The organism is Pseudovibrio sp. POLY-S9, from assembly GCF_001431305.1.
Classification (GTDB): Bacteria; Pseudomonadota; Alphaproteobacteria; order Rhizobiales; family Stappiaceae; genus Pseudovibrio.
Genome location: NZ_LCWX01000198.1, coordinates 69,672 through 82,758 on the forward strand (window position 1 = coordinate 69,672; position 13,087 = coordinate 82,758).

Here is a 13,087-nt window from a genome sequence, read left to right on the forward strand (position 1 = left end):
AGCTGAATGAACATACAAAAGCTTGCGGCAAATACGGCGTCACACCGGATGTGAGTGCCTATATGGCTGGGCGCACCATTGGCCTGCAAAGCTACTGTACGCCAATTTCTGGCTTTGAGCAGGGCCGTGAGGGCAAGAGCTATCGTGGTGTATGCCCAATCGCCACAGAAGAGAGCTTCAAAGTTGGCTACTCCCTGGGCAACCAGCTTTATTCAGCCAATGAGTCTGCCAGTGAAGCTCAGGAATCCGTCTGGGAAATTCAACGCCGTATAGACCGGCTTGAAGAAGAAGCACGCGGCGAAGATTGTAAGTCTGGCAAGGAAGGCAAGGCCTGCCGGAAAGCTGCTGATGCCGCCCGGACCGACTCGTATCTGGCTCGTGCGGATCTGCTCCTTGCACAAAACAGGCTATTCTCTCGCGAGCGCCAACGCGATCGTGTCCGAAAAGAAGTCACCAATAAGCTGCTTGACCTTGAACCGAGCTACAACCCCTCTTAAAATTTGCAGGCAAATGCAGATTCTTAGGGGAAGGCGAGCCGATGAAAACGTGGCGTGTTTATCTTTCAGGTGAGATCCACACCGATTGGAGAGAGCGTATTGAACATGGTGCGGCTGATGCAGGCCTACCTGTTCATTTTGACAGCGCAGTGACCGATCACGAAGCCAGTGATGATTGCGGTGTCGAAATTCTAGGCCCGGAAGAAAACAACTTCTGGCGAGATCACAAGGGGGCAAAGGTGAATGCAATACGCACTCGCACGCTGCTCTCTGAGGCCGATATCGTTGTGGTTCGCTTTGGCGACAAGTACCGGCAATGGAACGCAGCCTTCGATGCAGGGTTCGCCTCAGCACTGGGCAAGAGCATCATCGTGTTGCACGATCCTGCTCTGACACACCCATTGAAGGAAGTGGATGCAGCAGCCCTTGCTGTTGCTGAAGACCCTGACCAGGTGGTTGATCTGCTTCGTTACGTGATCCGCGGCGAGCTGTAAGCCCCTCCCAATTCAAGGGAAGACGCTGTTTCACCACGGCCCTACACTCTCACCTCACTATGAGGGATGAGTGTAGGGCCTTTTTGTTTTAGGGGCTCTAAGAATGGGATTTGTGCGTTGCCAAGCGTTCGTGACATTTTTGATTTTGACGAGTTTCCAGAAATCAATTTGCCAAAAGATGGAATCATCGTCATTACCCGCGCGCGTAATGAAATGTTGAGATTACCGTTCTTTCTCGAGCATTATCGGAGCATCGGGGCAAGCCACATTTTCGTCGTCGACAACGCATCCACTGATGATACAGCAGCTTATCTGGAAGCACAGCCAGACGTGACCAGATTTCACACGAGTAAGCTTTATAAGCAGTTCAAACGAAACTGGCTGCTCACCATTCTCAATAAGTACTGTGCAAACAGATGGACCATTCTGGCTGATACCGACGAGCAGTTCGTTTATCCTGGCTGGCCAGAGACCAAATTGACTGATCTGACTGTTTATTGGGATAGTGTTGGCGCGGAGGGTGTTATTGCTCCGCTCATCGACATGTACTCTGACAAACCGCTAGTTGATGTTGATTACAGGCAAGGCGATCCATTTCTTCAAACATGCCCATATTTCGATACGACATCAACCTGGGCCGTTCCTGTTTCATCGGAAGGCAAAGGCCCAAGTTTTGAAATTCGTGGGGGCATCAGAGGCCGCCTTTTCGGGATCCCTCCCAAAAGGAGAGAGATTGCTCCACTTGGTCAACTGCGGAATCTGTATCTTGCACCTGCAAAGATTCACCAGAAGCTCCCTTTTCGAAATTATCTGGAAAGACGATTTAAGCGGTTTTTAAAAAAGCAATGCCCACAACTCACCAAAGTCCCGCTCATCAGATGGAACCCAACCTATTCTGAATTATGGGGCACTCACGAGGTTGATATAAGAACCAACCTTGCTGAAGATTGGGGCGCAATGCTGCATTTTAAGTTTTTTCAAGATTTTAAGTTCCGTGTTGAAGAAGAAATAACCCGGCAGGCCTACTACGCTGACGGTGTAGAATACCAAGCTTACTACACAGGAATGGAGAAGATCCTTCACCAATCACCTATGTACGAAGGGTCGATGAAGTTCACAAACGTAAGTGATGTGTATGCCTCTCAACAGGCTTACTGTTCTCTTTCATTACGTAGATATCTAAAACAACTTTCCCTTGCGAAAGTCACATCTCTTCAGGAAACCGTAGTTGCTTAGTTTGTTCCAATTACTCGTTAATGGAGTGTCGTAATGCATTTTCTTAAAGGCCTCGAACACAACTTGAAAATGCGTAGGCGCTATAAAACGCTACGTGGCATCAAACTGGATGTTTCCCAACCTGAAATAGACCTGTTCGTTAAAGAGCAAATTGTACGTGGCACCTATGAAAGTGAAGAACACAATCTTCTAACACAGCTGCTGAAACCTGAAGATCGTGTGCTGGAGCTTGGTGCCTGTATCGGTTTTCTGTCAGCAACAGCTTCGTTGATTTGCGGTTCCGACAACGTGATGTGCATCGAAGCCAACCCAAACCTCATTCCAGTTATTGAGAATAACCATTACTTAAACGATATCTCCCCCTCGATTGTAAGCGGGATCGCTGCCTTGGAAGATACTGCTCAATCTGCGTTTTATGTTGGAGAGCGCATCACTGGTTCATCCGTCCTTGAACGAAAAGAAAGTCGGGAAATTCTTCAGAAGACAGTCGATGTCAATCGATTGATCAAGGAGTTTAATCCCAGTTTTTTGATGATGGATATTGAAGGAGCTGAGATTGGTCTGTTGCCAGCCTTGAATATGGCAAATATCCGCATGTTAGTTATTGAGTTTCATCCCAAACTTAACGGATTTGACGCTGTCACTGAGTGTATTAAGGCAATGATCGAAAAAGGGTTCGCCTTGCGGGTCGATCAGTGTCAAAACAAATGCATTGTCCTTCAAAAAACTTCTGACCCGGATCATGTGATGAGCACGCAACTCAGCCATGTTCTTGAAACGCAAGAAGTGTTGTCGCAGTAACGAATGCAGCTCAAAATGCTGTGGGGCCATAGCCGCAAAATAGGCGGCTATGGAGTATGTTTGCTTTTTCATCAAGTATTGAATGCGATGAGGGTGTTGCCCCAGTGGCGGCCTTTGACCCAGATTGGGGCTGAGACCAGTTTGATCATCATTACTTTGCCGCCCCCCATATCTCGGCGATACGTTTGCAGGCTGTATTCCTTGGTGTTCTTGCTTGCGTTCAGGCCAGCATGATCATCGAACATTCTGCGGTTACGGCAGTTTGCTGCATTCCAAACCGGGTCATTGCCTTGCGGCTTTGAATAGTCTTTGCTGTGTGTTGGCAGATAAGCGTTCTTATCTAGCGCTGCGCAAAAGACGATGTGGTCATCGAGATCTTTGACAGGTTCCTGAATAGCTGGAAGCACCCGGTCGGTCATTTGGGTGAAAAGCGCCATGAACTGAGCTGGATTGGAGCCTTCAATTGGCGTGTAGTTGAAATCGAAGAGATCATTCACTGAGATCCGGCCTGCGTCCACTTCAGCTTCAAACGCTTCCATGGTCTTGCCAGCGGTCTCTTTTGCTACTTCGATCATCTGCTGATTGAGGTTATCGCCATGTTCGACAGCCACTTCAGCGAGAAGCGCGTCGGCAGTCTGAGAGGTTCCCAGCATCTGGCCCGAGACCTGTTCGATGCTTTCCGCATTTGTTGAGACAACACCTATCACTTCATCACGGTTGCGCAGAAGCTCTTCGGTATCTGCGTCGTTGTTTGCGCAAGCCGTTCGTATGGAGTCCGTATTTGCAGATATGTTGTCTACCATCGCTTCCAACTCATGGAAGAGGTCGTTGATGGATTGAGTGCTATTTTCAGCGGTTCCGACGGTGCCAAGCGCGCTCTTACCCAAGTCGACCAAGGTGTCAGCTTCCTTGCCAAGTTGGAGAATGGTCTGGTCGATCTGTTCCGTTGCAACAGTCGTTTGTGTTGCAAGAGCTTTCACTTCACTGGCCACAACCGCAAAGCCTTTACCTGCTTCACCTGCACGGGCTGCTTCAATGGTTGCGTTGAGCGCCAGCAAATTGGTTTGCCGGGCAATGGCATCAATAGAGCTGGAGAACTGGCGAACGTTGGCAAATGACGCCTGAAGACCTTCCAGCTGCCTGTTGATGCTGCTGATGGCTGTCGACAGGCTGTTGATGTTAGCAAGCGCGTCGGTCACCACCTCCTGAGACTTAGACATAGTATCGCGGGCGTTAGACGTCTGCTCAGCAGTTTGTTCAACCGCGGCACTCACTTCCCGGTTACTTTCGACAACGCGCCCAGACGCGTCCTGGAGGCTTTCCATGGCCATTTTCAAAGCGCCTGCAGTGTTATTCACGGCGTCCAGCTCTCCCGCAGCTGATGCCATGTCCAACGCGAGCGCATCCAATTCGCCAAACAAGCGTGCACTATCAATGGAATTCTTAGGTTCTGTAAATTCCACCACTGCAGACTGACCGATTACTTCTCCTTGGTCATTTGCAGCGGCTTCAGCAAGCATTTGTGTATTACGCTTAAAAAAAGCCATGTCGAAAACCTCTCAATCGCGCAAAGATTTTCATATTTTTACTTATAGATTATTAACCTTGTTATTATTCCTCTTCTCAATTGCAAGTTGCTGTATTAAAAAGGATAATCACAAAACATCCTGTGATTACTTTTCTATTTTCAAACTACTATGTGCGGTGCATATGATTTATCGTGAAATGTGCTTATCAGATCAGGATGCAGTTATTGCTCTTTGGAAAGCTGCTGGGGTCTTCCGTGAATGGAATGATCCGGTTCGGGATATCGAGAAAGCACTCGAGGGCGAACATTCTACGATTTTGATTGGTGAGCTGGATGGGATTGTTGTTGCCAGCATTATGTGCGGTGAAGACGGGCATCGCGGTTGGTTTTATTATGTCAGCACACACCCGAACCATCAGGGAAAAGGGCTTGGTAAGGCAATTACAGCAGCAGCAGAGGATTGGTTGCGAGCACGAGGCATTTGGAAGGTCCAACTGCTCGTACGTGGTGATAACGCGCAGGCTGTCAGCTTCTATGAAGGACAGGGGTACAATGACACCCACGCCATCTGTTTGCAAAAGGTGATTGAACCGCTGTGAAGCAAAGTTTTACGCGGTTTTCACAAGGCTCTTGGAAACAGTTGAAAGCTTACCTGCTTGGTTTGAAGCATTCCTGAAATTTACTTGCGACACCATATCATTAGACGTCAATACTTAGTTTTCTGATCAGCTACAGCACCCTGACAGAATTATCCCTACAAATTTAAGTAATCAACAAATTTAAATAATAAAAATCAACAATAGTTATCATCTTCAACAACTTAACTCTAAGATCCGTCACAGATACTTACTCCAACATGCGACGCACTTTAACTTGAATACGATATTAATATTACATCTGCAGGATTTTCATCGTTCTATTGCTTCGTGAAGATGTCATGTTAGCGCTCTAGTGTGCGCTCACCTTCTTCTACAGGATTTTTCCAATGACGAATGAATTTATGAATGAACTCACAGCAGATGAATGGGATGAACAGAACTTCCCACGTGCTGAAGAAAATGAATTTGACCGCGTTGTCGAGCGTGCGATTTCACGCCGCGGGTTTCTGGGTGGCGTGTTGGCATTTGGTTCCGGCGCAGCTGTGATGGGCACTGGTGTCCTCAGCCTCTCCATGTCTGACGCCAAAGCTTCTACTTCACGTTTCACGTTCAAGCCCATCCCAACTTACACTGATGCGACTGTACATGTGCCTGAGGGGTACAGCTGGGAAATACTGGCGCGCTGGGGTGATGCACTGGTGGATGGCGCTGAAGCCTTCAACCATGAGACAGGTGGTTCTGCTGCTGGTGCTGACAAGGTGTTTGGTGAGAACACCGACGGCATGGAAAGCTTCCAGTTTCAAGGCAAGCAGCTGCTGGCGATCAACCATGAATACGCCAACCGCAAGATAAATCTGCCTCAGAACGAAGATGGTGCCCCCAAGAGCGACGAGGATGTTCTGAAGCTGCAACATCTGCAAGGCGTGGTCGTCATTGAAGTGGAAGACGGGGACAATGGTTGGGCTATTGTAAAGAACAGTCCGTTCAACCGCCGCATCACACACAACACCCCGATGACGCTGGCAGGCCCTGCTGCTGGTCACCCTTTGCTGCAGACGGCTGCTGACCCTTCCGGTACGCAATCACTTGGTACCTTCAACAACTGTGGTTCCGGCAAAACACCGTGGGGCACGTATCTGACTTGCGAAGAGAACTTCAACGGGTACTTTGGCGCGACTGAGGCTGCTCCTGCGGCACGTCTGGACGGTGTTGATGCTGGCTATAAGCGTTATGGCATCAACGAGACGGGTTTCAACTATGACTACCATAAGTTCGATGAGCGCTTTGACATTGCGAAGAACCCGAACGAACCGCATCGTGCTGGCTGGATTGTAGAGATCGACCCAACAGACCCAACCTCAACACCGGTGAAACACACTGCTCTGGGCCGCTTCAAGCATGAGAATGCAGAAGCTGTTTTGGCACCAGATGGCCGCGTGGTCGTTTACATGGGGGATGATGAGCGCGGTGAGTTCATGTACCGCTTTGTCTCCAACGGCGTTTACGCTCCAGGGCAGCCAACTGATGGTTTGCTCGATGAGGGTACGCTCTATGTTGCCAAGTTCAACGATGACCAGACAGGTGAGTGGTTGGCGCTAACCCCAGAGACCACTGGTATGGACGCGGCGAGCATCGCGATCTTCAGCCGTATTGCCGGCTCTGCTGTTGGTGCAACCACCATGGATCGCCCAGAATGGATTTCTGCCAATCCTAATGCAGTAGAAGCTTATTGTTGTCTGACCAACAACAAGAACCGCGGCGTGAAGCCAAACGCCGGTGGTGACGACACTTCCATCAACGGCCCGAACCCACGCGAGACCAACAAATACGGCCAAATCGTGCGCTGGCGTCCGCACAATAAGGATCATGCCGCTGATACGTTTGACTGGGATCTTTATGTGATGGCTGGTAATCCGGCTGTTCACGAAGGTCCGAAGGCCGGGTCTGCAAACGTCAATGCTGGCAATATGTTCAACTCACCGGATGGTATGGCATTTGATGAGACGGGCATGGTCTGGATCCAGACAGATGGTAACGACAGCAATGAAGGCGATTTTGCCGGAATGGGCAACAACCAGATGCTGGTTGGTGATCCCGTGACGGGAGAGATCCAGCGTTTCATGACCGGACCAACTGGCAGTGAAGTCACTGGCCTGACCTGGTCTGCTGATCGCCGCAGCATGTTTGTGGGCATTCAGCATCCGGGCGGTAACTGGCCAGACGGCGGCAAGCTGCCACGCTCTTCTGTCATCGTCATCAAGCGTGATGATAATGGTGTGATTGGCTAGGCCTCAGGCCATTCCTCAACGCAAGTTTCGCTCCTTCGGGCTCTACCCCGGGGGAGTTTTCATCACTCCAAAGAGCACCCTGATCAGAACTTTTCGATCTGTGGAGCTCCATCAGTGATCTCGTAGTAGTCACCTTTGTCTTTCACAAAGATATGCTTGCCGATTTCGAGGTTTGTTGGTGCATCAAGGCAGCCTGCCGCGATGGCGATACTGTCCTTGTCATTCATTTTGTAGAACAAACTGGAGCCGCAGAATTTGCAAAACCCTCGCTTTGCGAAGTCTGAGGATGCATACCAAGTCAATCCTTCGGCTGCTATGAAGGATAGCTCTTCAGAAGATGCATGCGTTGAGGCCCAAACATGACCGCTTGTGCGCCTGCACTGGTTACAGTGACAGATTGTGACCGTATCCCTCACTTTTTCCACCTGAAAGCTCACTTTACCGCAGTCGCATTTCCCTTTGATCATAGTTCCCCCAATGCATCACGGCGCTGAATGCGCCTCTTTCTGATATTCCGCCATTTCCTCACAATCCATAGCAGAAGAACAGACAACTTCCATCGAGCATTGAAACGCGCACAAAAAAAGCAGGCTCCTTTCGGAACCTGCCTTTTTCAAAAAAGCTTCTGCTTTCTACTATAGCAATTAAGCTACAGCAGCCTGCGCCTTTTCAACCAGTGCTTTGAATGCGTCTGGCTGATTGATCGCGAGGTCAGAAAGAACCTTACGGTCAACTTCGATGCCAGCTTTGTTCAAGCCATCGATGAAGCGGCCGTAGGTCATGCCGTGTTCACGGGTCGCTGCGTTGATACGCTGGATCCAGAGTGCACGGAAGTTCCGCTTGCGAGCTTTACGGTCGCGGTAAGCGTACTGTGCCGCTTTCTCCACTGCCTGCTTAGCAACGCGGATGGTGTTCTTACGACGGCCATAGTAACCTTTGGCTGCCTTAATAACTTTTTTGTGACGAGCGTGGGCGGTGACGCCTCTTTTTACACGTGACATGGTAGTCTCCTAGTGTCAGGTTTTAAGGCTTAGCCGTAAGGCAGATATTTTTTCACGATACGTGCATCTGCATCGCACAGAGTGGTTGTACCACGTGCGTTACGGATGAACTTAGTCGTGCGTTTAATCATGCCGTGGCGTTTGCCAGCCTGGCCACACTTAACTTTGCCAGTCGCGGTCAGCTTGAAGCGTTTTTTAGCTCCAGACTTCGTCTTCAACTTGGGCATTTTGCGTCCTTTCTTGTGATGATCAGTAAACTGATCAAAAATTTGCAATGGATGCATCAGAAGCCGCCACGGCATGCCCTGTAATTCCTGCCTGATTCCTATAAATTCATAGGAGGCAAACTACAGCCGGGCGACTTTGAACGAGGCCTTATAAAACTGCCAGCATGGGAATGCAAGAAGATTTCAAGAGAACTTGCTGACTGGAGCCTGGTCTCTGCTGATAGCCAAGAATATCAACATCTGACCACAATAATATAATGTCCAAAGTGCTACTGAAACCGGTAACTGGAGAGGGCTGATGTCGTCCAGACGGAAGAGTTGGATAGCTAACAGAGTGTCAGACATCATGAAGGCGAGAGCGCCTATCAATACCCAGCCACCAACCTGTACTGCCATCCCTCCCATAGTTGCTATCAAAATAATATAGATCGCAACAGGAATCATGAGATCACCGGTAAAGGGAAGCAACCACCAGCCAGTTGACAGCACCAGAACTGAGAGAGCAGCTCCTGACACTATGAATATCCTGGAATCGAAACGCCTGATTTTTCGAGAGAACAAGACGATATAAAAAACATGTGCGATCGCAAAACTGCAAAGCCCAACAAGGAACCGAACTTCACCCGGCACAGCCAGCGCTGCATCTCCCACTGATGATGTCGTCAGGGCCAATGCAAGCAGGAGCGGAGCTTGCGTTACAAAAGCCCAAAGAGCGACAACTCCGAGAGCTGTTGTTTTCACAATGGTTTTCAGTAATGACGGGTCTTGCCAGCAAAAATACACTCCATAGGCAAGCGCAAAACTAAAGCTAATTAAGAAAATAACCTGTCGCATTATCATCGCCCAATTTCAAAACCTATCGAAACCAGGCTAAGGCGCATTTTGATCGAATGAAATAGCCTATACGGCAAATGATTTTCTACAAAGAATGCTGCCAGCCATGAAGTGCTTTAGATTTCTATCCCAAGTCTTTGCATCGCGCTTGCGCACTGCGTGAAAAGCAGCTTACAGGCTTCACGCTCAACCCCTTCAATCACTGTAATCTGGGGGCGTTGCACCATATGACCTGTCACATCCTTCGTTCTCAAATCCATTTCCTGAGGCCAGAAGTGGGTTGCATCCTCATTGGTGAAAGCGCCGAAAACAACCTGATCAATGCCAGCCCATATGGTTGCGGCGGTACACATGGCACAAGGCTCGCAGGTGCTGTACATGGTGCAACCGTCAAGCCAGCGAGAGCCCAATACTTTACTGGCCTGCCGAATGGCATTGACCTCTCCATGACAGGTCGGGTCACACTCCCGGATCACACTGTCGTAGGCCTGAGCCAATAATCTTCCGTCTGCGGTATAAATCGCCCCACCGAATGGAGAAGGATGCGAGGTTTGAAAGGAGGAAGCAGTGAAGGCAACAAGCGCTAGCATGCGCTCGTGATGTAATTTCATCTCGTCATTCATCATCAGCCTCCACTCTCAGGTACAAACGAAAATACCCGACACAATGTGCCGGGTAATCTCAAAATTCTCTGGGGCTGCGGTTGAGTAGCTACACGGAAACAAAGCCGGAGCGCTTCAACCAACCCGTATTAACGAGCGATAGGTGAGAGCACCATCATCATCTGGCGGCCTTCAAGCTTTGGATGGGACTCGACTTTAGCGATGTCCGCAGTCTCTGCTTTAACCTTCAGGAGCAACTTCATGCCGAGATCCTGGTGAGCCATTTCACGGCCACGGAAGCGAAGTGTCACCTTCACTTTATCACCATCTTCAAAGAAGCGCTTCATGTTCCGCATCTTCACTTCATAATCATGAGTGTCGATGTTCGGACGCATTTTGATTTCTTTGATCTCAACGATCTTCTGTTTTTTGCGTGCTTCTGCAGCTTTCTTCTGAGCTTGGTACTTATAGCGACCATAGTCCAGAATCTTACAAACAGGTGGCTGACTGTTCGGAGCAATTTCGACCAGATCCAAACCTTGTTCCACCGCCATTGCGAGGGCTTCTTCGGTTGGAGTTGGGCCGAGGTTGTCACCCTCGGTGTTGATCAGCTGCACTTCGCGAACGCGAATCTCTTTATTGGTGCGCGGCCCTTCCTTAGTGGGTGGCGGTGCGCGAAACGGACGGCGAATGTGAGTATCTCCTCTTTAGACTGCCGAACTTGCGAATATTTGGTAACAGTTCAATGACTGGTTCCGACTGTTTCGTCAAGTCGAGAAACGCGTGGGAAGGGCATCAATTGCGCTGCATTGCTAGAATCAGGAAAAATGCCACGTAAGTCAACACTAGTTTTGTAGGTTCTGACGCGACATTTACAACCAGTTAGCTTCCTGTTGGTAACAGCTCGCGGTAAACGTTTAGTGTGGCATCACACATAGCCTGCTTGGTGAATGACCGTTCTACATGGTCATGAGCCCGTTTGGTGAGTTTGGCACGGTCTCCAGCACTCATATCCAAGGCCTGAGCCATCAACTCGCAGAGTTCTTCAGCATCACCATTTTCAAAATGCCAACCAGTACGCTCTTCAGCCTTTACAACAGGCGGTACAAGAACTGTTTCCGGTACTGCACCAATGTTGGAGACGATGATCGGCACGCCAGCTGCCTGCGCTTCTACAGCTGCACGACCAAAAGCCTCGGCTTCAATGGAAGCAACAACAGAAACATCTGCTATTGCGAGGGCTGCCGGAACATCTGAGCAGTGGCCAACAATGCGCACACGTTCTGTCAGATCAGATTCTGCAATCTGAAGTTCCAAAGACTGGCGATAGGATTCGCGCCCCTGATCATCGCCCGCCAAAACCACAAGCACATCATCATAGCCGCCACGTTCGATCAACTGGCGCGTTGCTTCAATCAACACGCGCTGGCCTTTCCATTCAGTCAGGCGGGCAAGGTTTATCACCACGCGGCGGTTGTCAGAGACACCCCAGCGCGCGCGCAGGTCTGTGATACGCTCATCGCTGATATTGTCGGGGTTGAAGGATTCCACATCCGGGCCGCGATAGATAACCGAGGTTTTGCCTTTGGTGCGCGGGTCGCGTTTTTCCACCAGATCCGCTGTGAATCTGGAGTTCGCGATCACCTTGTCCGCACGGGTCATGGAGGAGTTGTAGAACGCCTTGAACTTGTTCGTTTCCTTATAGATGCCGTGATAGGTGGTGACATAAGGAATGTTGAGACGGTGAGCCGCCCACAAGGCCGACCATGCGGGGGCACGGGATCGGGCATGCACCAGATCAACTCTGTTCTGCTGGCAGATACGCTCAATCAAATAGGAATTACGCCACATGGTCCAAGGGTTCTTGGACTTCACTGGCAGTTCAAAGTGCACCGCCCCTGTTGCTTCCAACTCGGGGACCATGCGTCCGCCCTGCGAAATCACAAGGCTATTCCAGCCTTCGTTGACGATCGCCTCTGCGACATCCACTGTGGTGCGCTCGGCTCCGCCGGTTTGAAGGTCGGGGACAATTTGCAAAATGGTCGGCACTTTGGACATTTCTCTATGTTTTTTGAGAGTGATCCAACTATGCTCGCCAAAATGTCCGGCGGGCAACTGTGGAGGCACTGTAATCAGGTTTCCGAACAATTGCCGGCCAGTATAAGCCGATAAGTGTTTGGAGGTTATGAATGAGTGCTGACTTACCGCAATTCATCAGCGTTGGCAAAGGAGACAGTGCACGGAAGATCGCAGTGCGACATGATGAACGCGGTGCGCCGGGTGTTCTGTGGCTTTCCGGTTTCAAATCCGACATGCTGGGCACCAAAGCCGAAGTGCTTTGTGAGTGGGCTGAGAAGCGAGGCCTGACCTGCACGCGCATGGATTATTCCGGTCATGGCGAATCCGGCGGTGAGTTTGTTGATGGCACCATCTCTCTTTGGTTGGAAGAAGCCGTTGCTGTGTTCAGGCAGTTCTGTAAAGGACCGACTATTGTTGTTGGCTCTTCCATGGGCGGTTGGATGGCACTGCTGCTGGCTAAAGCGCTGCATGAAGCCTCCGAGACCATTGAGGGCACCCTCTCCGGCATGGTGCTGATTGCCCCTGCCCCGGATTTCACCGAGGAGCTGATGTGGAAGCATGAGTTTACCGATGAAATCAAGCAGGAGATCATGGATAAAGGCCGCTTTGAGCGCCCATCCGAGTATGAAGACAGCCCATACATCATCACCCGCGATCTGATCGAGGATGGCAGGACAAACCTTTTGCTTGGCGCGCCGATCATCACCAATTGCAAGACCATCATTTTACAAGGTCAGAAGGATGATGCTGTGCCGTGGCAGCATGCGCTGCGTATTGTTGAGGGCATGGCCCATGACGATGTGGTGCTGACACTGGTGAAAGACGGCGATCACCGCCTGTCTCGCCCGGAAGATCTGGACCGCATGATTGCTGCTGTGGCGGAACTGGCCCAGCGCTAATC

Annotated in this window: 15 protein-coding genes; 7 read left to right on the forward strand and 8 right to left on the reverse strand. The window is 50.1% G+C overall.

Translation table 11 applies throughout. From position 1 onward, the window contains the following. The 4 genes from PPL9_RS19290 to PPL9_RS19305 form a co-directional block, all read left to right on the forward strand. Positions 1-497, forward strand: a 497-nt coding sequence (locus PPL9_RS19290) for a DUF2799 domain-containing protein (RefSeq protein ID WP_208989491.1), incomplete at its 5' end; no start/stop codon positions are given. A 41-nt stretch (positions 498-538) separates the two neighbouring features. Next, a complete protein-coding gene (locus PPL9_RS19295) occupies positions 539-991 on the forward strand; it encodes a YtoQ family protein (protein ID WP_057464204.1) in 453 nt (150 codons plus the stop codon). A 117-nt stretch (positions 992-1,108) separates the two neighbouring features. Beyond that, positions 1,109-2,227: a glycosyltransferase family 2 protein gene (locus PPL9_RS19300; RefSeq protein ID WP_057464205.1), complete on the forward strand. Its 1,119-nt coding sequence runs from the start codon at positions 1,109-1,111 to the stop codon at positions 2,225-2,227. 33 nt (positions 2,228-2,260) lie between these two features. Further along, positions 2,261-3,028, forward strand: a complete 768-nt coding sequence (locus tag PPL9_RS19305) for an FkbM family methyltransferase (RefSeq protein ID WP_057464206.1) — start codon at positions 2,261-2,263, stop codon at positions 3,026-3,028. Positions 3,029-3,099: 71 nt separating this feature from the next. On the opposite strand, the gene PPL9_RS19310 is transcribed toward PPL9_RS19305, so the two are convergent. Continuing rightward, the gene (locus PPL9_RS19310; protein ID WP_057464207.1) at positions 3,100-4,575 is read right to left on the reverse strand and encodes a methyl-accepting chemotaxis protein; all 1,476 of its coding nucleotides are present in this window, start codon (positions 4,573-4,575) and stop codon (positions 3,100-3,102) included. Here PPL9_RS19310 and PPL9_RS19315 point away from each other — a divergent pair. Continuing rightward, positions 4,574-5,155 carry a GNAT family acetyltransferase gene (locus tag PPL9_RS19315; RefSeq protein ID WP_244273422.1) on the forward strand — a complete coding sequence of 194 codons (582 nt, stop codon included), beginning with the start codon at positions 4,574-4,576 and terminating at the stop codon, positions 5,153-5,155. The genes PPL9_RS19310 and PPL9_RS19315 overlap by 2 nt on opposite strands. A 386-nt stretch (positions 5,156-5,541) precedes the next feature. Further along, the gene (locus PPL9_RS19320) at positions 5,542-7,443 is read left to right on the forward strand and encodes a PhoX family phosphatase (RefSeq protein WP_057464208.1); all 1,902 of its coding nucleotides are present in this window, start codon (positions 5,542-5,544) and stop codon (positions 7,441-7,443) included. Between the two features lie 83 nt (positions 7,444-7,526). Here PPL9_RS19320 and PPL9_RS19325 read toward each other — a convergent pair whose 3' ends face one another. From PPL9_RS19325 to PPL9_RS19355, 7 genes are all read right to left on the reverse strand, one after another. Next, entirely contained in the window at positions 7,527-7,910 is a 384-nt protein-coding gene (locus PPL9_RS19325; protein WP_057464209.1) for a GFA family protein, read from the reverse strand. Positions 7,911-8,087: 177 nt separating this feature from the next. Continuing rightward, a complete protein-coding gene (rplT, locus tag PPL9_RS19330; protein WP_008553032.1) occupies positions 8,088-8,444 on the reverse strand; it encodes a 50S ribosomal protein L20 in 357 nt (118 codons plus the stop codon). A gap of 29 nt (positions 8,445-8,473) precedes the next feature. Next, entirely contained in the window at positions 8,474-8,671 is a 198-nt protein-coding gene (gene rpmI, locus PPL9_RS19335) for a 50S ribosomal protein L35 (RefSeq protein WP_057464257.1), read from the reverse strand. A 183-nt stretch (positions 8,672-8,854) separates the two neighbouring features. After that, the gene (locus PPL9_RS19340; RefSeq protein WP_161831363.1) at positions 8,855-9,505 is read right to left on the reverse strand and encodes a lysoplasmalogenase; all 651 of its coding nucleotides are present in this window, start codon (positions 9,503-9,505) and stop codon (positions 8,855-8,857) included. Between the two features lie 116 nt (positions 9,506-9,621). Beyond that, positions 9,622-10,128 carry a nucleoside deaminase gene (locus tag PPL9_RS19345; RefSeq protein WP_063305540.1) on the reverse strand — a complete coding sequence of 169 codons (507 nt, stop codon included), beginning with the start codon at positions 10,126-10,128 and terminating at the stop codon, positions 9,622-9,624. A 128-nt stretch (positions 10,129-10,256) separates the two neighbouring features. Beyond that, entirely contained in the window at positions 10,257-10,799 is a 543-nt protein-coding gene (infC, locus tag PPL9_RS19350; RefSeq protein ID WP_082596985.1) for a translation initiation factor IF-3, read from the reverse strand. Positions 10,800-10,989: 190 nt separating this feature from the next. Further along, entirely contained in the window at positions 10,990-12,165 is a 1,176-nt protein-coding gene (locus PPL9_RS19355; RefSeq protein ID WP_057464213.1) for a glycosyltransferase family 4 protein, read from the reverse strand. Between the two features lie 131 nt (positions 12,166-12,296). On the opposite strand from PPL9_RS19355, the gene PPL9_RS19360 reads away from it, so the two are divergent. After that, entirely contained in the window at positions 12,297-13,085 is a 789-nt protein-coding gene (locus PPL9_RS19360; RefSeq protein ID WP_057464214.1) for an alpha/beta hydrolase, read from the forward strand. Positions 13,086-13,087 lie beyond the last annotated feature (2 nt).

Coding starts and splice junctions, on each gene's coding strand:
- PPL9_RS19295 (WP_057464204.1), top strand. CDS start 539: ATGAAAACGTGGCGTGTTTATCTTTCAGGTGAGATCCACACCGATTGG.
- PPL9_RS19305 (WP_057464206.1), top strand. CDS start 2,261: ATGCATTTTCTTAAAGGCCTCGAACACAACTTGAAAATGCGTAGGCGC.
- PPL9_RS19315 (WP_244273422.1), top strand. CDS start 4,574: ATGTCGAAAACCTCTCAATCGCGCAAAGATTTTCATATTTTTACTTAT.
- PPL9_RS19310 (WP_057464207.1), bottom strand. CDS start 4,575: ATGGCTTTTTTTAAGCGTAATACACAAATGCTTGCTGAAGCCGCTGCA.
- PPL9_RS19320 (WP_057464208.1), top strand. CDS start 5,542: ATGACGAATGAATTTATGAATGAACTCACAGCAGATGAATGGGATGAA.
- PPL9_RS19325 (WP_057464209.1), bottom strand. CDS start 7,910: ATGATCAAAGGGAAATGCGACTGCGGTAAAGTGAGCTTTCAGGTGGAA.
- rplT (WP_008553032.1), bottom strand. CDS start 8,444: ATGTCACGTGTAAAAAGAGGCGTCACCGCCCACGCTCGTCACAAAAAA.
- rpmI (WP_057464257.1), bottom strand. CDS start 8,671: ATGCCCAAGTTGAAGACGAAGTCTGGAGCTAAAAAACGCTTCAAGCTG.
- PPL9_RS19340 (WP_161831363.1), bottom strand. CDS start 9,505: ATGCGACAGGTTATTTTCTTAATTAGCTTTAGTTTTGCGCTTGCCTAT.
- PPL9_RS19345 (WP_063305540.1), bottom strand. CDS start 10,128: ATGAATGACGAGATGAAATTACATCACGAGCGCATGCTAGCGCTTGTT.
- PPL9_RS19355 (WP_057464213.1), bottom strand. CDS start 12,165: ATGTCCAAAGTGCCGACCATTTTGCAAATTGTCCCCGACCTTCAAACC.
- PPL9_RS19360 (WP_057464214.1), top strand. CDS start 12,297: ATGAGTGCTGACTTACCGCAATTCATCAGCGTTGGCAAAGGAGACAGT.